The 21,963-nt window shown below is 41.3% G+C and carries 22 protein-coding genes; 8 read left to right on the top strand and 14 right to left on the bottom strand.

What is annotated here, in order from left to right; translation table 11 throughout:
* Window positions 1-5 precede the first annotated feature (5 nt).
* A complete protein-coding gene (locus tag L3V38_RS00725) occupies window positions 6-479 on the bottom strand; it encodes a phosphopantetheine-binding protein (protein ID WP_237118075.1) in 474 nt (157 codons plus the stop codon).
* Between the two features lie 261 nt (window positions 480-740).
* Between L3V38_RS00725 and L3V38_RS00720 the strand changes: the two genes are divergently transcribed.
* Entirely contained in the window at window positions 741-1,298 is a 558-nt protein-coding gene (locus L3V38_RS00720; protein WP_237118074.1) for a TetR/AcrR family transcriptional regulator, read from the top strand.
* Window positions 1,299-1,391: 93 nt separating this feature from the next.
* On the opposite strand, the gene L3V38_RS00715 is transcribed toward L3V38_RS00720, so the two are convergent.
* Window positions 1,392-2,579 carry an MFS transporter gene (locus L3V38_RS00715; RefSeq protein WP_237118073.1) on the bottom strand — a complete coding sequence of 396 codons (1,188 nt, stop codon included), beginning with the start codon at window positions 2,577-2,579 and terminating at the stop codon, window positions 1,392-1,394.
* 110 nt (window positions 2,580-2,689) lie between these two features.
* On the opposite strand from L3V38_RS00715, the gene L3V38_RS00710 reads away from it, so the two are divergent.
* Window positions 2,690-3,577 carry a LysR family transcriptional regulator gene (locus L3V38_RS00710; RefSeq protein WP_237118072.1) on the top strand — a complete coding sequence of 296 codons (888 nt, stop codon included), beginning with the start codon at window positions 2,690-2,692 and terminating at the stop codon, window positions 3,575-3,577.
* Between the two features lie 99 nt (window positions 3,578-3,676).
* Window positions 3,677-4,768 (top strand): alkene reductase, encoded by a 1,092-nt coding sequence (locus L3V38_RS00705; protein ID WP_237118071.1) that lies wholly within the window; start codon window positions 3,677-3,679, stop codon window positions 4,766-4,768.
* Between the two features lie 43 nt (window positions 4,769-4,811).
* On the opposite strand, the gene L3V38_RS00700 is transcribed toward L3V38_RS00705, so the two are convergent.
* The 4 genes from L3V38_RS00700 to L3V38_RS00685 all read right to left on the bottom strand — a co-directional run bounded on the left by L3V38_RS00700 (window position 4,812) and on the right by L3V38_RS00685 (window position 8,264).
* Window positions 4,812-4,988 (bottom strand): hypothetical protein, encoded by a 177-nt coding sequence (locus tag L3V38_RS00700; RefSeq protein ID WP_165381469.1) that lies wholly within the window; start codon window positions 4,986-4,988, stop codon window positions 4,812-4,814.
* 96 nt (window positions 4,989-5,084) lie between these two features.
* Entirely contained in the window at window positions 5,085-6,215 is a 1,131-nt protein-coding gene (locus L3V38_RS00695; RefSeq protein WP_062569613.1) for a sodium ion-translocating decarboxylase subunit beta, read from the bottom strand.
* 10 nt (window positions 6,216-6,225) lie between these two features.
* The gene (gene oadA, locus L3V38_RS00690) at window positions 6,226-8,004 is read right to left on the bottom strand and encodes a sodium-extruding oxaloacetate decarboxylase subunit alpha (protein ID WP_237118070.1); all 1,779 of its coding nucleotides are present in this window, start codon (window positions 8,002-8,004) and stop codon (window positions 6,226-6,228) included.
* 14 nt (window positions 8,005-8,018) lie between these two features.
* Window positions 8,019-8,264: an OadG family transporter subunit gene (locus L3V38_RS00685; RefSeq protein ID WP_130150382.1), complete on the bottom strand. Its 246-nt coding sequence runs from the start codon at window positions 8,262-8,264 to the stop codon at window positions 8,019-8,021.
* Between the two features lie 533 nt (window positions 8,265-8,797).
* Between L3V38_RS00685 and L3V38_RS00680 the strand changes: the two genes are divergently transcribed.
* The 3 genes from L3V38_RS00680 (at window position 8,798) to L3V38_RS00670 (ending at window position 12,417) form a co-directional block, all read left to right on the top strand.
* A complete protein-coding gene (locus L3V38_RS00680; RefSeq protein ID WP_064485886.1) occupies window positions 8,798-8,971 on the top strand; it encodes a DUF1328 family protein in 174 nt (57 codons plus the stop codon).
* 57 nt (window positions 8,972-9,028) lie between these two features.
* Window positions 9,029-9,220, top strand: a complete 192-nt coding sequence (locus L3V38_RS00675; protein WP_130150381.1) for a hypothetical protein — start codon at window positions 9,029-9,031, stop codon at window positions 9,218-9,220.
* Between the two features lie 230 nt (window positions 9,221-9,450).
* Window positions 9,451-12,417, top strand: coding sequence for a TonB-dependent receptor (locus tag L3V38_RS00670; protein WP_130150380.1), 2,967 nt, complete (start codon window positions 9,451-9,453; stop codon window positions 12,415-12,417).
* A gap of 32 nt (window positions 12,418-12,449) precedes the next feature.
* On the opposite strand, the gene L3V38_RS00665 is transcribed toward L3V38_RS00670, so the two are convergent.
* Window positions 12,450-13,376: a hypothetical protein gene (locus tag L3V38_RS00665; protein WP_237118069.1), complete on the bottom strand. Its 927-nt coding sequence runs from the start codon at window positions 13,374-13,376 to the stop codon at window positions 12,450-12,452.
* Between the two features lie 123 nt (window positions 13,377-13,499).
* Here L3V38_RS00665 and L3V38_RS00660 point away from each other — a divergent pair, with 123 nt between their 5' ends.
* Window positions 13,500-13,967 carry a YcxB family protein gene (locus L3V38_RS00660; protein WP_237118068.1) on the top strand — a complete coding sequence of 156 codons (468 nt, stop codon included), beginning with the start codon at window positions 13,500-13,502 and terminating at the stop codon, window positions 13,965-13,967.
* Between the two features lie 25 nt (window positions 13,968-13,992).
* On the opposite strand, the gene csrA is transcribed toward L3V38_RS00660, so the two are convergent.
* The 6 genes from csrA to ribA all read right to left on the bottom strand — a co-directional run bounded on the left by csrA (window position 13,993) and on the right by ribA (window position 20,071).
* Window positions 13,993-14,184, bottom strand: a complete 192-nt coding sequence (gene csrA / locus L3V38_RS00655) for a carbon storage regulator CsrA (protein WP_036970495.1) — start codon at window positions 14,182-14,184, stop codon at window positions 13,993-13,995.
* A 93-nt stretch (window positions 14,185-14,277) separates the two neighbouring features.
* Complete coding sequence (locus L3V38_RS00650) at window positions 14,278-15,495, bottom strand: aspartate kinase (protein WP_130150377.1); 1,218 nt, start codon at window positions 15,493-15,495, stop codon at window positions 14,278-14,280.
* A 6-nt stretch (window positions 15,496-15,501) separates the two neighbouring features.
* Window positions 15,502-18,102 carry an alanine--tRNA ligase gene (alaS, locus tag L3V38_RS00645; RefSeq protein WP_237118067.1) on the bottom strand — a complete coding sequence of 867 codons (2,601 nt, stop codon included), beginning with the start codon at window positions 18,100-18,102 and terminating at the stop codon, window positions 15,502-15,504.
* Window positions 18,103-18,119: 17 nt separating this feature from the next.
* Entirely contained in the window at window positions 18,120-18,572 is a 453-nt protein-coding gene (locus tag L3V38_RS00640; protein WP_062569605.1) for a regulatory protein RecX, read from the bottom strand.
* Window positions 18,572-19,366 (bottom strand): BPSS1780 family membrane protein, encoded by a 795-nt coding sequence (locus L3V38_RS00635; protein WP_237118066.1) that lies wholly within the window; start codon window positions 19,364-19,366, stop codon window positions 18,572-18,574. The genes L3V38_RS00640 and L3V38_RS00635 overlap by 1 nt, the downstream gene beginning before the upstream one ends.
* A gap of 78 nt (window positions 19,367-19,444) precedes the next feature.
* The gene (gene ribA / locus L3V38_RS00630; protein WP_062569603.1) at window positions 19,445-20,071 is read right to left on the bottom strand and encodes a GTP cyclohydrolase II; all 627 of its coding nucleotides are present in this window, start codon (window positions 20,069-20,071) and stop codon (window positions 19,445-19,447) included.
* Window positions 20,072-20,411: 340 nt separating this feature from the next.
* Here ribA and L3V38_RS00625 point away from each other — a divergent pair, with 340 nt between their 5' ends.
* The gene (locus L3V38_RS00625; RefSeq protein WP_237118065.1) at window positions 20,412-21,485 is read left to right on the top strand and encodes an energy transducer TonB; all 1,074 of its coding nucleotides are present in this window, start codon (window positions 20,412-20,414) and stop codon (window positions 21,483-21,485) included.
* A gap of 25 nt (window positions 21,486-21,510) precedes the next feature.
* Here L3V38_RS00625 and L3V38_RS00620 read toward each other — a convergent pair whose 3' ends face one another.
* Window positions 21,511-21,960 (bottom strand): low molecular weight protein-tyrosine-phosphatase, encoded by a 450-nt coding sequence (locus L3V38_RS00620; protein WP_237118064.1) that lies wholly within the window; start codon window positions 21,958-21,960, stop codon window positions 21,511-21,513.
* Window positions 21,961-21,963 lie beyond the last annotated feature (3 nt).

Genomic DNA, 21,963 nt, shown 5'->3' with positions numbered 1-21,963 from the left:
ACAAATTATGCTGGTACGTTTATCAGCTCAATATCTCTAGATACACAGAATTGTTCGACATACTCTTGCAGTAACACATCACCATTTTGGCTAGCATGTCCACACACATCTTTAGCTAGATAGAACCAGTGCAGAACGGTTGTCAAACTAAGTAAATCACTGACAGCCATGCCCACATCAATTTCACTTTGTGAATAATGACTTGGACTATTTATCAATAAATCAACGCCTGCAGAAGTAAGCTTGCCACCTTGTATAAAGGCCTTTTCATCTGCACAAAGCTCACTGGCAATAATTAATGTTGTTTTAGTTGGCATTTTAATTTTCAGCTTTTTTCCTAAAGAAAAAGAAATATCAACTAAATCTAAAGAATCCGCTCCCAGATCATCTACGATAGAGCTGTCTAAAGTGACTTCATCTTTATCAAGCTCTAATACCTCTGCAATAACATCCACAACAATATCTTTTGTAATTTCCACTGTAATTTTCCCTATGTAAGAAACAAAAATAAAAGCACGCACACACTAGGTCAACTGACCAATATTGTCAATAGGATGATAATTGAAACATTTTAAAGTTAACAAAAATTTAATATATGAGATTTCACGATAGAACAATTTATTGCTTTCTTAAACCCTCTGCGAGATAGGTTATGAACATAAATAGTTGCGGTATGACAAAAAAATAATATTCTTTGCTAGAATGGTCGGAATATAAAATTCAACAACTGTGTGGTGAAAATGGAATCAAATAAAGAGATTATCATTCAAACAGCAACTAAAATGCTCAGTGAAAATGGCAATCAAGGACTCACTCTCAGAAAAGTTGCTGAGAAAAGTGGTGTGACTCTCAGCAATGTGCAATATCATTTTGGAGACAGAGACGGATTAATTGTTCAAGTAATTGATTCATATTTAGAAGTTTGCCTTGATCATATCCGTAGTTCGATGAGTGATATTGAACTAAAAAATAACCCTCAAGCCATTAAGAACTACATCAGTAACCTACTTGCCCTTGACGATATCCAAGATTGGTGTGAAGTTTTTCGAGAAATTTGGGCTATTTCATGCCGTTCAGAAAAAGTACTCACCAGTTTAGAAAACTACTATAAAAAATGTGGTACGGAGCTTGAATTACTGCTGATCTCGCTAGGCTTTAGCGAACAAAAAAGTAAGGTTGTCGTGTCATTACTTATTCCATTTATTGAAGGTTTTTCCATTACATCAAATGCACTACCGCTGCCAAAAACAGAGGTTATTAACTTAATCATTAATTTGCTTGTTGATGAGATAAAATAATTGTGAAGCCATTTGCAACTTATTTTTACCCAGCTCACCACCAACCTTTGACTAAAAGTGTGCAAAGGTTGGTACAGCTAACTTTCGGTGTTGTTATTTTTCTAGCTTCAGTTCTAAAACAGCTTCACGCTTATCTAAATAACCGCTGTATCTTGTTGCAATTAACGCCGCTAAACTGATGATAGCGCCAATCCAAGCAGTGTCTTGCAATGAGTAGTTTTCAACCACAACGCCACCTAACACTGAGCCCAGCGCAATACCGATATTAAACGCTGCAATGTTTAACCCTGATGCCACATCGACGGCATTGGGAGTGAACCTTTCAGCAAGTTTAACCACATAAACTTGCAGCCCAGGCACATTACCAAATGCAAATGCACCCCAGACAAGTATGGTCAGTACCGCAGCGACTTTAGATTGCATGGTAAAGGTCAGCACCAACAGCACAATACTCAAAGAACTAAAGATAATAGTAAGCGCACTAATGGGGCCTTTTTTATCAGCTAACTTACCGCCGTAGATGTTGCCAACAGCAACTGATACCCCGTAAACCAGCATGATTAAGCTAATAGTGGCTGATGCCAAACCAGTTTGCTGCTCTAAAATGGGCGCTAAATATGTGAAGGCCGTAAATGTGCCGCCATAACCAAGTATGGTCATCAAGTACACTAGTAAAAGCCTAGGTTGCACCATTACTTTTAGCTGCTCACCTAAAGTGGCAGGTTTACTTTGCTTTAAGTTGTTCGGAATTAAAAACGCGCTACCAACCAGTGCAATTAAGCCCAGTAAAGACACCACTAAAAAGGTCGCTCGCCAACCAAAGTGCTGACCAATCCAAGTCCCTAATGGCACACCAGTTACTAATGCAACCGTTAACCCCGTAAACATAATCGCAATGGCACTGGCTTCTTTATCTTTACTGACAAGCCCTGTAGCGATCGTTGAACCAATTGAGAAAAACACCCCGTGGGCAAGGCCTGTTAAAATCCTTGCTGTGATCAAACTGCCATAACTAGGTGCTTGCCAAGCCAGTAAATTACCAATTACAAATAGGCTCATTAAGCTCAGTAATACATATTTTCGATTCCAGCGTCCGGTAAGCGCAGTTAATACTGGCGCCCCCACCGCAACACCTAATGCATACAAGCTTACAAGTAGCCCTGCACTCGGTAACGAAACCGCTAAATCATCAGCGATAGTTGGCACTAAGCCGACAATCACAAACTCAGTGGTGCCTATGGCAAACGCACTGAGAGTCAACGCAAGTAATGCAATTGGCATCACATATCCTCTATTTAATTTTGAAAGTGCGGCTATTGTGGCTAAAATTAAATTTGCAAAAAATAGCAGTAGTGACAAAATACTTTTGTCAAAAATGAAAAGGTATTGCCATGAGCGTGATCTCCAACACCCAAGATTTAGAAGCATTTATCAGCGTGGTTGATACCGGCGGATTCTCAAGTGCAGCTAATGCCTTAGATGAGCAAGTAGCAAAAATATCACGGGCGGTAACTCGGCTCGAAAAATCTTTAAACGTTACCTTATTCAATCGCACCACAAGGCGCATTGAGCTGACCGAAGAAGGCGAGTTATTTTTAGGCTATGCTAGAGAAGCACTGAGTCAGCTTGCACAAGGCGAAGAAGCCTTAAAGCTTCTACACTGCGCGCCATCAGGAAAATTAAGAGTTGATGCCGCAAGCCCCTTTGTGTTTCATCAATTAGCGCCACATTTAAAGGCCTTTAACCAAGCGTATCCTGATATAAAACTCGAGATCACCAGCCACGACAGTATTATCGATTTGCTTGAACATAAAACCGATATTGCTATTCGTATTGGCGAACTCGCTGACTCAAACTTGCATGCGCGCACTTTGGGAGTTAGTAAACTACAGCTCGTTGCCAGCCCTGATTATTTAAAAACTTCACCACCTTTAAATGAGCTAACCGACTTAGCCTCGCACCAGCTTATTGGTTTTACCGATGCGCCGCATTTAAACCACTGGCCGTTAACCACGCCTTTAGATCTTAAATTTTCAATCAGTGCATCAAGCGGTGAAACGGTACGCCAGCTTTGTATTCAAGGTCATGGCATTACCTTATTGTCGGAATTTATGATCAACGAAGATTTAAAAGCAGGCCGTTTAGTAAAAGTGCTCGAAGGCGAAGTATTGAGCCCTAATCGCCGTGAAAAAGTGCATGCGGTGTATTATCAAAATAGCGGTGTGTCATCACGAGTATTAGCGTTTTTAGACTTTATAGCACCCAGGTTAACGCTTTAGTTTTTTGCATTTTTAACAAAAGTGTTTTGTGATTACTGGCATTAATTTCATAAATAATTTTCGTTATGCTAAAAGCATAGTCGCTTTCAAGGAGCCGTAATGAACAAATTATTCGATACCGTACAACTTGCCGGTCATACATTAAAAAACCGCATTGTTATGCCACCGATGACCCGCTCTCGCTCATCACAACCGGGTGATATAGCCAATGAGTTAATGGCCGACTACTATGCACAACGTGCCAGCGCCGGCTTAATTATCAGCGAAGGCACACAAATATCAGCCCTAGGTAAGGGTTATGCTTGGACACCGGGTATTTACACTGCCGAGCAAATTGCAGGTTGGAAGAAAGTAACCGACAAAGTTCATCAAGCTGGTGGCATTATGTTTGCTCAGCTTTGGCATGTTGGCCGCGTATCTCACCCAAGTAACACAGGTGGCGAGCAACCAATTGCGCCATCAGCGATTGCAGCTAAAGACGTAAAAGTATTTATTGATGAAGATGATAAACCCGACTTTGTTGCCACTGCCCTGCCCCGCGCAATGAGCCATGACGACATCAAACTCGTTATAAACGAATACCGCCAAGCGGCTCGCAACGCAGTTGATGCAGGGTTTGATGGTATTGAACTGCATGCTGCTAATGGTTACTTAATTAATCAATTTATAGATTCAGAATCAAACCAACGCACTGATGAATACGGCGGCAATTTAGAAAACCGCTTACGCTTTTTACAACAAGTGACACAAGCGGTATGTGATGAAATTGGCGCTGACCGTGTAGGCGTACGCCTTGCTCCACTCACAACACTCAATGGGACGGTCGATGATAACCCGTTTGAAACCTATATTGGCGCAGCGAAGGTACTTAATGACCTAAACGTTGCTTACCTGCATATTGCCGAAGCTGACTGGGACGATGCGCCATTAATGGAGCAAAATTTTAAACAAGCACTACGTGAAAATTTTTCTGGGTTAATGATTTATGCAGGCAAGTACACTGGCGAGAAGGCAGAGCAAGCATTAGCCGCAGGCTGGGCTGATCTAATTGGCTTTGGTCGTCCGTTTGTTGCAAACCCAGATCTGCCTGAGCGTATTGAAAAAGGGATTGCACTTGCACAACACGACCCTGATACCTTATTTGGTGGCGGTGCAAAAGGCTATACCGACTATCCTTTAGCAACGCACTAAAACAAAAAGCTCGCCAACTTATTTTGGCGAGCTCCTTATTGTGTTACCTGACTAATAAATAAATCAGCTGGATCACCATCGAGATCATTACTAACGGCCATATATACTTAGCATATTTGGTTGCACCATCTAGCCCCATTTTTGAATGATACTTTTCAAGTAGTGGTATAAGAATAGCCAGTGCGATAAACAGGCATAATAAAATAACAAATACATTCATTGTGGCTTCCTTACACAATAGATAAGTTTAAGCCCTAGTCTATAGGCAAAAAAAAGCGCAGTAAAATACTGCGCCAGTCGGTTGGAAGTAAACGACTTAGCCAACAATCGCTAACAAAATACCTGCAGCTACGGCACTTCCTAATACACCAGCTACATTCGGACCCATTGCATGCATTAACAAGAAGTTATGTGGATTGCTTTCAAGACCTACCTTATTTACCACCCGCGCAGCCATTGGCACTGCCGATACACCCGCAGCCCCCACGAGAGGGTTAATCGGCGATTTAGAAAACTTATTCAGACCTTTTGCCATAAACACGCCTGATGCTGTACCAATTGCAAAGGCCAAAGCACCTAATACCAAGATACCAATAGTTTCTACAGTTAAGAACTTATCTGCTGCAAGTTTAGAACCAACAGCAAGACCTAAGAAAATCGTAGTGATATTAATGATCTCGTTTTGTGCACTATTACTTAAACGATCGACCACACCTGATTCTCGCATTAAATTACCTAAACAAAACATACCAACAAGTGGCGTCGCGGCAGGTAAAAATAAAATCGTCAGGCTGAGTACCATCAATGGAAAAATGATTTTTTCTTTTTTTGATACTGCACGTAGTTGTGGCATTTGAATTTCACGCTCTTCTTTTGTTGTTAGCGCGCGCATAATTGGCGGTTGGATAATAGGCACCAACGCCATATATGAATACGCTGCAACAGCAATTGCCCCCAGTAAATCAGGCGCAAGTTTCGAGGCTAAGAAAATAGCGGTTGGTCCATCAGCACCACCAATAATGGCAATCGCCGATGCATCTTGCAGTGAAAATTCAAAGCCTGGAATAAAGTTAAGTAAAATGGCGCCAAATAACGTCGCAAAAATACCAAATTGTGCCGCTGCTCCCAGTAACAACATACGGGGATTTGCAATAAGCGCGCTAAAATCCGTTAGTGCACCCACCCCCATAAAAATCAGCAATGGGAACACGCCAGAATCAATACCTATGTGATACACGTAGTACAATAAGCCACCTGGGTCTGATAAACCAGCTACTGGAATGTTCGTTAAAATAGCGCCGAAGCCGATGGGCAGTAAAAGCAATGGCTCAAAACTACGAGCAATCGCTAAATACAGTAGCAAGCAGCCAACTGCAATCATGATCAGTGCAGGGAAAGTAAAGTTTGCAATCCCCGTTGCATGCCAGAGGTTTAATAATCCATCCATCCCAAGCCTCCTAAGCGAGTGCAATCATGGCGTCGCCGGTGGCAACTGAGTCGCCTTCCGCAACTAAAATATCAGCCACAGTACCGTCATGAGCGGCACGTACTTCGGTTTCCATTTTCATTGCTTCCATAATGATAACGACATCACCTTGATTTACAGTTTGCCCAGGTTTTACTTTGATTTTAAAAATATTACCTGCCAGTGGCGCATTGAGTGTTTCGCCAGCTGACGCTGATGCAGATTGTGGTATTAACTCACTGTCTTTGAGTGCAACCTCTTTAAGCTCGCCACCTTTAGCAACAACAACATCGTAAACTTTACCATCAACTTTCACACTGTATTGCTCAGCTTGAACCTCACCATTTGAAGAAGGTTTCGTTGATTGATCAGATTTAGCTTTTTCACCTGTTGGCACAGGTTCGAAGGCATCAGGGTTATGACGATTTTTAAGAAATTTCAAGCCTATTTGTGGAAATAAAGCATAGGTAAGCACGTCATCAATTACATCATCAGCCAGCGCTAAACCTTGCTCTTTAGCTTCTTTTAATAATTCAGCTTCAAGTTTTTCGAGTTCGGGTTCAAGTTTATCAGCAGGACGACACGTTATTGCTTCGCTTCCGTCTAAAACACGTTCTTGAAGTTCTTTATTCATCGGCGCTGGGGTTGCACCATACTCACCTTTAAGTACACCTGCGGTTTCTTTAGTAATCGTTTTATAACGCTCACCCGTTAATACATTTAGGACGGCTTGCGTACCAACAATTTGTGAGGTTGGTGTTACCAGTGGAATATACCCTAAATCTTCACGTACACGTGGGATCTCTAAAAGCACTTGATCGAGTTTATCCGCAGCACCTTGTTCTTTCAGCTGGTTCTCCATGTTAGTTAACATACCACCTGGTACTTGTGCTAATAAGATACGACCATCAACCCCTTTTAGGCTACCTTCGAAAGCGGCATACTTTTTACGCACATCACGAAAATAAGCGGCAATTTCTTCTAACTGATTAAGGTTAAGACCTGTGTCGCGCTCTGTTCCTTCAACAATCGATACTATTGTTTCTGTTGCACTGTGGCCATAAGTCATACTCATTGATGAAATAGCCGTATCTAACATATCGATGCCTGCATCAATCGCTTTTTGATAAGTTGCTGTACTTAAACCTGTTGTAGCATGACATTGCATCGCGATAGGAATTGACACCGTTTCTTTTAAGCCTTTGATCAGTTGCTCACAGTCATAAGGCTTTAATAAACCAGCCATATCTTTAATACAAATAGAATGACAGCCCAGCTCTTCTAGCTGTTTAGCAAGCTTAAGCCACATATCAAGAGTGTGCACAGGGCTGACCGTGTAGGAAATTGTTCCCTGTGCATGTGCACCCACTTTCACAGCGGCCTTAATGGCTGTTTCAAGATTACGTACGTCATTCATTGCATCAAAAATACGAAATACATCAACACCATTTTTATGTGCACGCTCGACAAACTTTTCCACTACATCATCAGCATAGTGGCGATAACCCAGTAAGTTTTGTCCACGCAGTAGCATTTGCTGTTTGGTATTTGGCATCGCCGCTTTAAGTTCACGAATACGCTGCCAAGGATCTTCGCCTAAGTAGCGAATACAAGAATCAAATGTTGCGCCCCCCCATGATTCAATTGACCAATAACCCGCATTATCAAGTTTCTCGGCCATAGGTAACATGTCATCTAAGCGCATACGTGTTGCCAACAGTGATTGATGTGCATCACGTAAAACTAGTTCGGTTAATTTTAATTTAGCCATTTTCAGCTGCCCCATTATTTTTGTTTATTTCTGAATTGAGCGATTGCAGCGCTAATAGCTGCAATGTGAGCTTGCGGCACACCCTGCTGTGATTGTATTTTTGCAGCTCGTACAGGCTCATCGACTGGTTCATCAAAACGATTCATCAACCTAGACATTAAGGTCACGGCTGAAATCAAAATAGTTAAAAATATAAATACACCAATCATGCCCGTAATCATCAAGCTGGCCGCGGTTGAGAGTAACCCACTTATGTCCATACTGCCCCTCACACTGTTACAAATAAAAAGTCGATATAGTTAAATAATTATTCAATAATGATAACAAACACTCTTGATTTGTATACCACCTTGTAAATTGGTAAAACCAATTTAACTCAAAATAACACGTAAAACATAAAATTAACAACCGTGAAATAAGCGTATTAATAGCCCTATATAGATGATAAAAATAGTCGATATAGTCATAAATTATAAAGGTGACATTGCCTGTTTTTACATAGCATACTCAAAACCCTCGCCAACACAGGCCCTTGAGAATATAAAAACACCACAAAGATAAATTGGTCTTACCAAAATAAGGATAGTAAAAGATGCGATTTTACTCATTTAAGTTGAAAAATAATCACTATGAATAAGTTACATGCTAATTCGTAAAAGTTACCAAATAAGAAAATTTAAAAACCCCTAGAAAAACCACAACCAATTGAAAATAAACAACATTTAACAATGGCATAGAACTGGCTTCAACTATTTCAACCGAAACGAAATATTATTAGCCAAGGAGAATCACTATGTTACGCTGGACAATTACTTTTCTAGTTATTGCGTTAATCGCTGCAGTGTTAGGTTTTGGCGGTATCGCAGGAGCCGCAGCAGGTATCGCTAAAATTATCTTTTTTATATTTCTAGTTTTACTTGTTATTTCACTGGTATCAGGTGCACTTAGAGGCAACGTACCCAAGTAACACAGTAATAACAGACACTTAGAAACTACATTTTTAAATATTACAAGGAATTTGATTATGAAAAATTCAACTTTAAAAGCCGCTACTATCGCCCTATTTTCAGGTCTATTCATTATGGGTTGTGAAGATAACACAGCTGAAGATGCAGGTGAGCGCATTGACGAAGCAATTACTGATACACAAAATGCTGTAGAAGATGCATGTGAAGATGTTAAAGAAGGTGTAAACGCAAAAGAAACTAACTGCTAATCCTTCTATACAAAATACCAACCAGAAAAGCGGCCTCAAAGCCGCTTTTTTTATGATTTCCATTCTCTCCAACTCAGCATAAAACATTAAAATTTCAATATTTATACATTTTCTTATCAAAAACTACACATTTACCTAGGTTGTGTACTAATCTAAACATGCTAAGAATGGATATCGAGTAGTAATCCATTGTTTTCTAGCCAACTATAATTAAATATTGGGAGATAACAATGTTAAAAAACAAACTATCAAATGCTGTAAAGCTGGCGATTAGTACAGGGGTTGTTTCTACAGCTCTTATATACGCACCAATGAGTGCAGCAGAAGAGACAAGCGACGCAAAAAAAGATCTCGAAGTAATTTCAATCACAGGTAGTCGTATTAGACAACCGGGCGCTGTTTCTGCAAGTCCAATTGTATCAATCGGAGAAAAAGAATTAGGTTACCAACAAGAGCCTGAAGTAGAACAAATACTAAGAACTTTACCTTCAACAATACCTGGCGATGGTAGTAACGTAAATAATGGCTCTGGCGGTGCAGCCACTATTAACTTAAGAGGTTTAGGATCGCAACGTTCACTTGTTCTAATGAATGGACGTCGGATGATCCCATACAACTACAATGGCTCAGTTGACAGTTCAACAATTCCAACTGCACTGATTGAACGAATTGATATTATCACTGGTGGTGCGTCAGCTGTATATGGTTCTGATGCGATTGCAGGTGCGGTGAATGTTGTATTAAAAGAAGACTTTCAAGGTGTTGATTTAGATCTTAAACACTCTCAAACCGGTGACAATGATGGTGACAAAAACAGTATAGCCTTAACAATAGGTTCTAACCTAGAAGACGATAAAGGTAACGTTGTACTATCTCTTGGCTGGAGCCAGCGTGATCAAGTACTACTAGGTGATCGTCCTTTAGGTTTACTTGGTATTGAAACGGCTACCGGTGCTAACTATGAGCAATTTTTAAACGGTGAGCCACCAATCCCTGCGCCAGCAGATTGTAGTGGTCCTAACTCGGTTGAAAGTGGCGGCTCAACAACTGCATTCCCAACACGATTTGCAATTGTTGGTGCAGGCACAACTGGCTCAGGGCAATTTAGAAACGATGGTACATTGCAACCAGATACATGTAGTGTATTTAACTTCAATCCATATAACTTCTATCAAACACCTTCAGAGCGTTATTCAGCAACCGCAATCGCTAAATATAACCTCACTGATGAGCATAAAGTTTATTCAAGCTTTAACTACACTAACACCAGTGTTGATACGCAAGTAGCACCATCTGGTACGTTTGGTTCAAGTTTTGATTTACCTTTAGCGAACCCGTTAATTGGCGATCAAGCTCGACAATTTATGATTGATGGCGCTTCTGCTGCTTTGGCGGCTGGTAGCTTAAATGACAGTAACTGGCAAGATGTTAACGGTAACGGCATTGTTGATAGTGAAGACTATCTAAAAGTGCAGTTACGTCGTAGAACATTAGAGTTAGGTGCTCGTACAGAACGATTTGACAGTACTCAGTTCCAAATCGTGACTGGTGTAACAGGTTTCTTCCTAGATGACTGGGAATATGATGTCAGCTATCAATATGGTGAATCTAACCGTACAACTGTACGTGGTGGTTATACAAACTTAACCAATATTCAAAATGCATTAGATACAACCGATGGTGTAACCTGTAAAAATGGTGACTCAAGCTGTGTGCCAATTAATCTATTTGGTGGCTTTGGTACCATCACGGATGAAATGGCAGGCTATGCGCAAGCAATTGCCCTTCAACAACAAAAGTACAGCCAAGAAATTTTCACTGCAACCGTTAATGGTGCAATCGAGTTTATCGAAATCCCAGGTGCTGGTGCACCACTTTCGATGAGTTTTGGTTATGAAAATCGTCGCGAAAAAGGCTTATTTGAGCCTGATGAATGTTTAAAACTTGCCCCTGCTAGTTGTCAAGGTGGTGCAGGTGGTAACCAACTGCCTATTACAGGTGGCTTTAAAGTCGATGAGTTCTTCTTAGAAGGTTACTTACCTGTGTTAGACGGCTTGCCGGGTGCTGAAACTCTTGATGTAGAGTTTGGTTTCCGCTGGGCTGACTACGATACAGTAGGTAGCAACGAAACGTGGAAACTTGGCTTCAACTGGCGTCCTGTTAGCGATGTACTTATTCGTGTTATGCAACAACAAGCAACGCGAGCACCTAACGTAGGCGAAATTGCTTCACCTGTTGTAACAGGCTTAGACAACGCGCTACAAGATCCATGTTCAGTTGCTAACGCAGCTAACATTGATGACGCACTTAGACAGCTTTGTATCTCAACAGGCATGACTGATGCTCAAGTTGGTAACGTACAAGATGTAATCTCTGGTCAAGTACAAGTCATTAGTGGTAGTGATCCTGCTAACCCACCAGGTGCTGAAGAAGCAGAAACATTCACTGCAGGTATTGTTTGGACGCCTGAATTCAGTGCTGTTGAAAACTTCACAATTACGCTTGACTACTATGATATTGATATCGATGACATCATTGGTGAGTTCTCAGCTCAAGAAATTCTTGATGCCTGTTACGTACTAGGTGATGCAAACGAGTGTGCGAAGATTAATCGTATCGGTGGTGACTTAACTATCGCGGGTGCGGGTATTGAGCAATTTACTACCAACTTAAAAAATCAACGTGCCGAAGGTATCGAACTTGGTTTCAATTTTGGTATCTTGCTTGATGACATGGGAGAGTTACAATTCTCAGGTAATATCAATAAATACCTAACCCAAGAGTCGCAAAGCTCTGATACTGCACGCATTATTGACTGTAAAGGTTTTTACAGCACAAGTTGCGACCCTGTCTCTGAATTACGCTGGGTACAACGTACTAGCTGGATTTGGGAAGATCTAACCGTGTCACTACAATGGCGTCACATTGATGGTGTAGATATCGAGCCAATCGAAGCGCCAAATGTTTTTGAAGAATTCAGAAGCATCGAAAGCTATGATTATTTTGACTTATTCGCCAGCTACCATGTTACTGACTACATGAATGTTACATTCGGTATTGATAACATGTTTGAAAAAGAGCCACCTGTGGTTGGTAATGAAGCAGGTGATACTAGTTCAAACTCTGGTAACACATTCCCAAGTAACTATGACGTACTTGGTCGTCAATTTAAAATGGGAATTAAACTCAAATTTTAACCTTCTAAGAGCGGCCTAACGGCCGCTCTATTTTATTTACATGTCGCTGTTAACGCTTTACCCGTTGCAACACTGGTTATTTGCCAATCCCCATCTTCTAGTTTCACACTTGCGATGTCACTAACCACATAATCACCAGGCACATTTAATCGCGTTAAATTTTCTGTAAGCTGTTGATAACAAAATGGCCCTGTATCTCCATGCATAATGAGCACAGGCTTTTTTGCAAATTTAGCAAATTGGGAAAAAGCATCGCGGTAGACTTTAAAAGCATCACAGTTTGAGCGCAGTGTCGCAGTGCATGCTGATTTATTCGTTGCATTGTAAATATCAGCTTGAAAGCCAATGACATACGCGTTAGCGCTTTGGTTATTTAAGCCCCGCTGCAACCACTCTAAGTTTAACCTGTCGCGTTTATCTGCTGCATCCAAAGCGTCATTTTTATTACTTTTCAGTATTTGCGCGCGCCCATTATACGTGCCCGCTATATGCAGAGTCATAAACTCAATATTATTAAATTGCCAACGCACGTTCTCGCTCATGTCGAGCTGATGAGTAAAACCTTGTAATAAGTTTGCTTTTTTATAGTAATCATCGTCATACATTAAACCTTTTACATATTCTAATCGCTCAAGCTCATCAAACTGAGGGCTTAAGCTATCACGATCGCAATCAGTCCATTCATTATCACCCAACGTATAGATAAAAGGTTTATCGGTAATTGCAGTTAAAAGCTGCTTATTGGCCTGAAGTAATTTGTTTGTGCAAGGTAAAGACCCTGATTTCATATCACCTAAATGCATCAAAAAGCTATGAGGCGTGGATGCGACTGCACGTGCGAGCTTACCATTCGGCTGAGCGAGATTAATTTCATCCATAGGTGTGTATGGCATATCACCCATAACCAAAAAGGTATTACTAGCCATTGCAAGAGCGAATGAGGCTGAACTAATAAACATGCTATTTACACCTAAAAATACAATCATAGTAAGTTCTCATAATGACAACAAAATGAAAACCAACTGCGGCAGATTTTTTCTATCAGTGCTAAACTGCAGCCAGTAAATTAAGTAGGCCCCCGAATGACATTAAGTACAACTTACACACTAGATAAACCGTATTACTACGAATGCTTTGATGAGTCACTTCCCTACTCATCACAAGCCAAACCTAAATACCCGCTGCTGGCATTATTAATAACTCTGGGCTTATTAGCTTTTTATCAATTAGATAATCATTACTTAGGCAGCTTTATGATTATGCTTGCTGTCGTTGAGTGCCTTTCGTTTTATTACAAACGTCCGTGGTGGGTAGCAAGACAAATGATGAGCCGTGCATCAGGTAGCGAGGTGACCATTTTCTTTAACGATGAAGGGATTAAGGCTGAAAACCCATATAAGAGTTACCAATTTAGCTGGCAGCAGATAAGCGAGATTATTGAGACTGAACGAGGTTATATATTAAAAGCACAGCGCGGTATGCAATACATCTCTAAACAAGCACTTAGCGATGAAATAATTGTTGAGTTAAATAAAAGAGCCACTCAATGAGTGGCTCTTAAGAATTTTTCGCTGATTAAACATTGCCCGGATTTGGGTTAGATTTCTCTGCTTGGATTCGCATATAGATTTCTTCACGATGTACTGATACATCTTTTGGTGCATTTACACCAATGCGAACTTGATTTCCTTTAACACCAAGAACAGTAACAGTTACTTCGTCACCGATCATCAGGGTCTCACCTACTCTTCGAGTTAGTATTAGCATTCTCTTGCTCCCATGTTCCAAAAAATTAAAAGATTCCGCGTCAAAAACATTTTAATGAAAACTTGACTTAAAAGTAAGTAAAAACTCTAAATCTTATTCATTTTCAGTTAAAAAAACTTTATGAAGTGCACGTACAGCCAGCTCTAAATATTTTTCGTCAATTAAAACTGAAATCTTTATTTCTGATGTCGACACAAGCACTACTTTGATGTTTTCCTCTGCAAGGGCATTAAAAAATAAACTTGCTACACCTGAGTGCGATTTCATCCCTACACCTACAGCTGACACCTTGGCAACATTGCTTACTCCTTTAACAGACTCCGCTTTTATATTACTTTGGTTTAAAGTTAGGATTTCAAGTGCTTGTTCAAAATCATTTGTGTGCACAGTAAAAGCATAGTCTATTTTTTCAAAGTTATGATTAACTTGATTAATCATATCTATTTCGATACCGAATTCTGCAAAAAGTTGCAAAATTTTTGCAAGGTTTTCTACCCCTTGCTGCACACCATTGACATAAATTAGGCTTTCATCTCGATTAAAAGCAATACCCGACACAATATTGGTTTGCACATCCGGCTCCTCAAAACTGATCAAGGTCCCTTGATCCGGGTTAAAACTCGATAATACCCTAAGCGGTATATTGTATTTTCCTGCCGCTTCAACACTGCGTATATGTAAAACTTTTGCGCCCAAGCTTGCCATTTCGAGCATCTCTTCAAACGTAACATGACTCATACGTCGCGCATTTGGTTCAATACGCGGGTCGGTCGTGTATACACCATCTACATCAGTGTAAATTTGGCATTCGTCGGCATTGATAGCACCTGCAATCTCAACCGCAGAAGTATCTGTCCCGCCACGACCAAGGGTTGTGACATTACCTTCAATATCACGGCCCTGAAAGCCCGCAATAATGGCAATCCGGTTATGTTCAAGTTCATGCTTAAGGCGAGTCGCTGCAATCTCTTCAATACGCGCTTTGCCAAACATATTGTCGGTGCGAATGTTGACCTGATCGGCAAGTAAGCTTACCGCAGAATGGCCCCGTTTAATAATCGCCATTGCGAGCAAAGAGACTGACACTTGCTCACCGGTGGTTAGCAATACATCAAGCTCACGAGCACTGGGACGAGAATCGATTTGTTTAGCGAGTTCAATTAGACGGTTAGTTTCTCCCGACATAGCCGAGAGCACCACCACAACTTGATGGCCTTGTTGCTTGGTTTTTACAACAAGGTCGGCGACGGCCTCAATTCGCTCTATTGAGCCAACTGAGGTGCCACCGAATTTTTGGACGATAAGTGCCACTAGTAGTTAAGAACGCTCAGATAACCAACCAGTTACACTTTCTAAGGCAGTAGCAAGATTCTCTGGCTGAGTACCACCTGCTTGTGCCATATCAGGACGACCACCGCCCTTACCGCCTACTTGTGCAGCCATATGATTTACAAGTTCACCGGCCTTCACTTTACCTGTTAGGTCTTTAGTTACACCTGCAATCAGGCTTACTTTGTCGCCATTGGCTACGCCAAGGGCAATAACACCTGAACCAATCTTCGTTTTCAGGTCATCAACCATGCCACGTAGTGCTTTAGACTCAGTACCTGCAACATCAGCAACCAGTAGCTTAATACCATTCACTTCAACAACAGAGTCAAGTAACGATGCACCTGCTGCACTTGCAAGCTTATCATTAAGCTGTGCAATTTGCTTCTCAAGGCCTTTTGATTTCTCAAGTAATGCAGTTACTTTTTCAAGTACTGTGCTGCTATCACCTTTAACTAGCGCTGCAACATCATTTAACTGTTGCTCTTGCTCACTTACATAAGCAACTGCTTCAGCACCCGTTACCGCTTCAATACGGCGGATACCAGCAGCAATACCGCTTTCTGATACGATTTTAAATAAACCGATGTCACCTGCACGCTTAACGTGAGTACCACCACATAGCTCGATTGAGTAATCACCAATGGTTACTACGCGAACTTCGTCGTCGTATTTTTCACCGAATAATGCCATCGCACCTTTTGCTTTTGCATCTTCGATAGCCATTAGCTCAGTTTCAAGCGCAAAGTTACGACGGATTTCATCGTTTACCGCACGCTCGATTTGACGTAATTCGTCTTTTGTTACCGCTTCAAAGTGTGAGAAGTCAAAACGTAAACGTTCAGGGTCAACAAGTGAGCCTTTTTGACTTACGTGCTCACCTAAAATTTGGCGTAATGTTTCATGCAAGATATGCGTTGCAGTGTGGTTCTTCTTGATGCTATCACGACGTGCTGCATCAATCGTTGCCTCTGCTTTGTCGTTTGTACCAATGCGACCTTGAACACGACCATGGTGTGCAAATGCATTACCAAGTTTCGTGGTGTTAGTCACTACAAACTCACCACCAGCAACTTTTAACACACCCGTGTCACCAACTTGACCACCTGATTCAGCATAAAACGGTGTGCGGTCTAAGATTGCGATACCTTCTTGACCATCTTCAAGTACAGAAACCGATTGACCTTCAGAGAAAAGTTCGACCACAGTACCTGTGTAATGCTCTGCATCGTAACCTTTAAAGTCCGTGTGTTTTTCAGACTTAAGTTGTTGGTTGTAATCTGCACCAAACTTACCTGCTTGCTGTGCTTGCTTGCGCTGAACAGCCATACACTCTTGGAAGCCGTGCTCATCAATCGTCATGAAACGCTCACGCGCCACGTCTGCCGTTAAGTCAGCTGGGAAACCGTAAGTGTCGTAAAGTTTGAACACTAAGTCACCTGGGATCACATCGCCTTCGATGTCAGCTAGGCTTTCTTCTAAAATAGCCAGACCGCGCTCAAGTGTTTTACCAAACTGCTCTTCTTCGATACGCAATACTTTTTCGATAATTTCTTGTTGCTTAGCAAGCTCTGGGTACGCTTGACCCATTTGCTCAATGAGCGCAGCAACTAGCTTGTAGAAGAATGCACCTTTCGCGCCTAGCTTGTTACCATGACGAACTGCACGACGAATAATACGACGTAGTACATAACCACGGCCTTCGTTTGATGGCATAACACCGTCAGATACTAAGAACGCACACGAACGAATGTGGTCAGCCACAACGCGTAACGATTTATCATCTAAATCTTGTGCGTTGGTTACTTTTGCTGCCGCAGCAATAAGCGCTTGGAATAAATCGATTTCGTAGTTTGAGTGAACGCCTTGTAAAATTGCAGAGATACGCTCAAGACCCATACCGGTATCAACAGATTGCTTAGGAAGCGGCTCCATTGTACCGTCGGCATGGCGGTTATACTGCATAAATACTAGGTTCCAGATCTCGATGAAACGGTCACCGTCTTCTTCAGGTGAACCTGGAGGGCCACCCCAAATTTCTTCACCGTGATCGTAAAAGATTTCAGAACATGGACCACACGGACCTGTATCACCCATTGACCAGAAGTTATCGCTGGTTGCAATGCGAATAATGCGATCTTCACTTAGGCCTACTTCTTTATGCCAGATGTTAAACGCTTCTTCATCATCGTGATAAATGGTAACGAGTAGCTTTTCTTGCGGTAGTTTTACTACTTCAGTTAAAAACTGCCACGCAAACTTGATTGCGTCTTGCTTGAAGTAATCGCCAAAGCTAAAGTTACCTAACATTTCGAAGAATGTATGGTGACGTGCTGTGTAACCTACGTTTTCAAGGTCGTTATGTTTACCACCTGCACGCACACAACGTTGTGAGCTGGTTGCACGCGAATAAGGGCGGCTTTCCGCACCTAAAAATACATCTTTAAATTGCACCATACCGGCGTTATTGAATAATAACGTGGCATCGTTACCCGGGATCAGCGAGCTTGAAGGAACAATTTGGTGTTGTTTAGAGGCAAAAAAGTCTAAGAACTGTTGCCTGATCTGTGCGGTAGTCATATGCTGCATGTGAAAATCTCACCCGTTTATTGCTGTGCTTGCATTGCAAAATCAATTTGTTCGTAATTAAAGCCTCGATACATCAAGTAGCGTACACGTTTCGCTCTTTCTTTCTGGTCGAGTTCTTTACCTGAATTTGAAAACTTCTTTAAATATGCGTCCTGTGCGAGTTCAAACCAATCGATTTCGAACTCCTCGAGCGTCTTATCTAATAGTGCTCGGTCTATCCCTTTTGCCATTGCTTCGCTCTGAATGCGTTTCGCACCATGATACTTAGCTAAATGGCGGCGTACAAACCCTTCGCAGTAGCGCTGTTCGTTAATAAAGTTGTGTGATTCACACCAATCTAACAAACGCTCTGTAAACTCGGGCGTTGCCTCTTTTTGCTGTAACTTTCGCGTTAGGTCTCGACGCGAATAATCTTGTCGAGACAGTAACCAAAGTACGTAATTCTTTAATTTTTGTTCTTTATCATCCATTACGCGTCAAAGCGCCCTGATTGTGACTGCGCCTGTGGTGCTTTTGGTTGGTCATCACCTTTTGGTACAACCGGCATAAAAATAGCCTGAAAAGACACGAAGAAGCTAATGTAACAAATTGGCATTAAAACCAATAGAGGAATAAACGATAAAGGAATACAGATCACCATTAAAACGGCGCAAATTAGGCCATAAACACTCAGTGGCGCCATATTATGGTAAAACACCATGAATGAGGTTTTTAGAACCTGCAACATATTGCTTTGTTTTTGAAAATAAACCAATGGAATAGCATAAGCAAACGCAGTCATATACACACAGATTGCTAATAGAAATACCGCCACTTGCCCCATGGAAATCGTGGCCAGTAAATCAGCAATATGTGTTTGATTTTGTGGGTCGAACGTTTGGCTTGAAATAACCGCATAAGCATCGGCAAAAATGAAATTTGATAACAGGGCTAATAAAATACCCGCCGCCATCTGGTACACAGCAACACGCACTAAACCAATACGATTACCTTTATTACTAAAGGGTTTAAAAATATCAACTTGGCTAACCGTACCACCTTGCTGTTTTGTCAATACTGCTTGATAAAATCCAGCCATTAAAAATGGCGCAACAAATGCACCGACGACTTGTAACAGTGGTAGCACTAACGATAAAAAGCCAATAACACCTATTAACAGGTGCATTAAAATAAACGTAACGGGTTGCAGCTTGAAGATTTCCCACCCTGCTTTAAACCATTTTACGCCTGCATCAGCTTTAAAAACACGAACTTCGATCGACATAGTTTCTCATTCAATAACGGCAAAACGCACCGAGTATAACTGGGTGCGCCACGGGTTTATAGTCACCTGTTGTGAAATTTATTCAGGCTTTTTAATTTTCTTAATATCAAGCATGTGCGAGCCATGTTTGATTTTCGTTTCAAGGTAAGCACGGTTACCCACTACACCCGCTTTAATGTGCGCATGCGTACCAACCACTGAATCAACCTCAATGCCAGCGTCACGCAGTGCTTTAAGTTTATTCGGGTTATTTGTCATTAACTTAACATGCTTTTGATTAAGTGCTTCGAGCATTAATACGGCGTCTGAAAAGTCACGCAAATCATCAGCAAAACCCAAGTGGTTATTCGCTTCGTACGTATTCATACCTTGCGACTGCAATACGTAAGCATCAATCTTGTTGTATAAACCAATGCCACGGCCTTCTTGGCGTAAATACAGTAAAATACCACCTTGCTCGTGCATCATTTCAATGCACTCATTTAACTGCTCACCACAATCACAACGTGATGAATGAAATACATCGCCAGTCAAACACTCTGAATGCATACGAATTAAGGGTACGTCTTGCTCGGTGTCGGCTTGATTAAACACTAAAGCAACATGCTCTTGGCCATCATTTAAGCCACTAAAAGATACGATTTCTGCAGGAATATCACTGTTTTTGCCAACATTTAGCTGGACTCTTGCTCTTACTTGCGCCACGACAAATCCAAATTAAAAAATAAATGCGATACTGCAAATGTGATTACAACAGCTTGAAGGTTGTAAGAATGCAACATACGACGAGTGATAACTAATATTGAGGCAGTTACCAGCAATTCAAGTATTATACACTCAAAGCACTTAAAGATACGAGCTTTGCACTGTGTATTGAGGCTAAAATTGAAATACAGGCATGCAACTTTTAGTTTGAAAGTTTCTAAACAAGTGACAACACTCACGCTGTTTGCTACCATCATCGAGGATAAGATTCATTCTCATTTACTCAACTTCAATCATCTTATTCACGCACCTACACAGGAAAATAATAATAAGGATTATTATGAAAAAAATGTCTCTCGCATTATGTGCTACCTTGCTATTAAGCCAACCCTCTTTGGCAAGCCAAGATATAAACTCAGAATTTAATAACACTTATCGTGCTTACTTAGCCGCTATAGAGAAACATGAAGACGCCACTGAGCTTGCTAAAAAAGCCTATACGCTTGGTCAAAAGGTATATGGTGAAAATGCTGAGAATACAGCGAATTTAGCAATCAACTATGCCAATACCCTACCTGAAAACAAGCAACAGGAGCGCTTTGAGCTATTCAAATATGCTTACGATATTTTAGCAAAAAATCATGGGAAGCTGAGCAACGAGGTTTACGACTCATTATTTGGTTTAGCTCATTCAACCAAATCGCCAAGACTTGCTTTTGACTACCTTGAAGACGCGATTGAAATCGCCACAATAAAAAAAGATCACAAACTAGTTGCTGATAGCAAACTCAAAGCAGCGCGTATCCTCGCTTACAAACCAAGTGGTGGTCGTTACTTCACAGCAAAAGCTTACCTAGAGGAAGCCGACGAATATTATAGAAAAAATATCCCTGAAAACTCTGTTGAGCGTATTGAAGCTGACTTTTTAGTTGCCGCGTTTGCAGAGCATAAAAAGAACTACGAGCAAGCGATAGAGCGTTTGACTCATGTCGTCACTGTTTTTGATGAAGCACTGAGTTTTGATCATAAAGCAGAGCTGGATGCTCACTCTAAACTTGTACATCTTTACGAAAAAGTGGGCAAACGAGAAGAAGCCACTAAGCATTGTGTTGCCATTGCCAAAATGGTGCCATGGAAAGACAGCCAAGAACAAGAACCCCTGTATCGTGTCAATCCTAAATACCCATTGATAAAAGCGCAGCGAGGCCAAAGCGGCAGTGTTGTCATGGAATTTGAAGTAACCCCATCAGGCTTTGTTGATAAAATAACGGTTATTGAATCTAAAGGCGGAGGCGCTTTTGAGACAGAAGCCAAAAGGGCTGTAGAACAATGGCGTTATGCCCCTAAATTTGAAAACGGCCAAGCCGTTGCAGCGATTTCTAAGGTGCAATTAGACTTTAAAATCAACAAATAAACAACAGGGTCGCACTGCGACCCTATCATAGTTTTTTAAGCAGGTTATCTGCTGCGTCTTCAATTAAATCGAGTACCTTTTCAAAACCTTGATCGCCACCGTAATAGGGATCTGGGATCTCGCTCTCCCCTGCACCACCATGACTTAAAAACAACGACAGCTTATATTGCAGGTGCTCAGGGCACTGGGCTTGTAAATCAGCAAGGTTTTGCTTATCAGCCGCAAGAATTAAATCAAATTCATGAAAATCAGCTTGAGTGACAGGTCGTGAATATATGCCTTTAAAACTATAGCCACGTTTTTCGGCTGCTGCTTTTGAGCGTGAATCTGGAGGGTTGCCTTGGTGATAACCAATGGTGCCAGCAGAGTCAACTTTAACATTGACACCCAGCGCCTTTGCACGGCTACGAAGAACCGCCTCAGCAGTAGGTGAGCGGCAAATATTACCTAAACAAACAATCAACACCTTTTTCATTAC

The organism is Pseudoalteromonas sp. L1 (genome assembly GCF_021728095.1).
GTDB lineage: Bacteria > Pseudomonadota > Gammaproteobacteria > Enterobacterales > Alteromonadaceae > Pseudoalteromonas.
The sequence above is the reverse complement of the archived record's forward strand: the minus strand, read 5'-3'. Positions and strand labels throughout refer to the sequence as shown.

Coding starts and splice junctions, on each gene's coding strand:
- L3V38_RS00720 (WP_237118074.1), top strand. CDS start 741: ATGGAATCAAATAAAGAGATTATCATTCAAACAGCAACTAAAATGCTC.
- L3V38_RS00715 (WP_237118073.1), bottom strand. CDS start 2,579: ATGCCAATTGCATTACTTGCGTTGACTCTCAGTGCGTTTGCCATAGGC.
- L3V38_RS00710 (WP_237118072.1), top strand. CDS start 2,690: ATGAGCGTGATCTCCAACACCCAAGATTTAGAAGCATTTATCAGCGTG.
- L3V38_RS00705 (WP_237118071.1), top strand. CDS start 3,677: ATGAACAAATTATTCGATACCGTACAACTTGCCGGTCATACATTAAAA.
- L3V38_RS00700 (WP_165381469.1), bottom strand. CDS start 4,988: ATGAATGTATTTGTTATTTTATTATGCCTGTTTATCGCACTGGCTATT.
- L3V38_RS00695 (WP_062569613.1), bottom strand. CDS start 6,215: ATGGATGGATTATTAAACCTCTGGCATGCAACGGGGATTGCAAACTTT.
- oadA (WP_237118070.1), bottom strand. CDS start 8,004: ATGGCTAAATTAAAATTAACCGAACTAGTTTTACGTGATGCACATCAA.
- L3V38_RS00685 (WP_130150382.1), bottom strand. CDS start 8,264: ATGGACATAAGTGGGTTACTCTCAACCGCGGCCAGCTTGATGATTACG.
- L3V38_RS00680 (WP_064485886.1), top strand. CDS start 8,798: ATGTTACGCTGGACAATTACTTTTCTAGTTATTGCGTTAATCGCTGCA.
- L3V38_RS00675 (WP_130150381.1), top strand. CDS start 9,029: ATGAAAAATTCAACTTTAAAAGCCGCTACTATCGCCCTATTTTCAGGT.
- L3V38_RS00670 (WP_130150380.1), top strand. CDS start 9,451: ATGTTAAAAAACAAACTATCAAATGCTGTAAAGCTGGCGATTAGTACA.
- L3V38_RS00665 (WP_237118069.1), bottom strand. CDS start 13,376: ATGTTTATTAGTTCAGCCTCATTCGCTCTTGCAATGGCTAGTAATACC.
- L3V38_RS00660 (WP_237118068.1), top strand. CDS start 13,500: ATGACATTAAGTACAACTTACACACTAGATAAACCGTATTACTACGAA.
- csrA (WP_036970495.1), bottom strand. CDS start 14,184: ATGCTAATACTAACTCGAAGAGTAGGTGAGACCCTGATGATCGGTGAC.
- alaS (WP_237118067.1), bottom strand. CDS start 18,102: ATGCAGCATATGACTACCGCACAGATCAGGCAACAGTTCTTAGACTTT.
- L3V38_RS00640 (WP_062569605.1), bottom strand. CDS start 18,572: ATGGATGATAAAGAACAAAAATTAAAGAATTACGTACTTTGGTTACTG.
- L3V38_RS00635 (WP_237118066.1), bottom strand. CDS start 19,366: ATGTCGATCGAAGTTCGTGTTTTTAAAGCTGATGCAGGCGTAAAATGG.
- L3V38_RS00625 (WP_237118065.1), top strand. CDS start 20,412: ATGAAAAAAATGTCTCTCGCATTATGTGCTACCTTGCTATTAAGCCAA.
- L3V38_RS00620 (WP_237118064.1), bottom strand. CDS start 21,960: ATGAAAAAGGTGTTGATTGTTTGTTTAGGTAATATTTGCCGCTCACCT.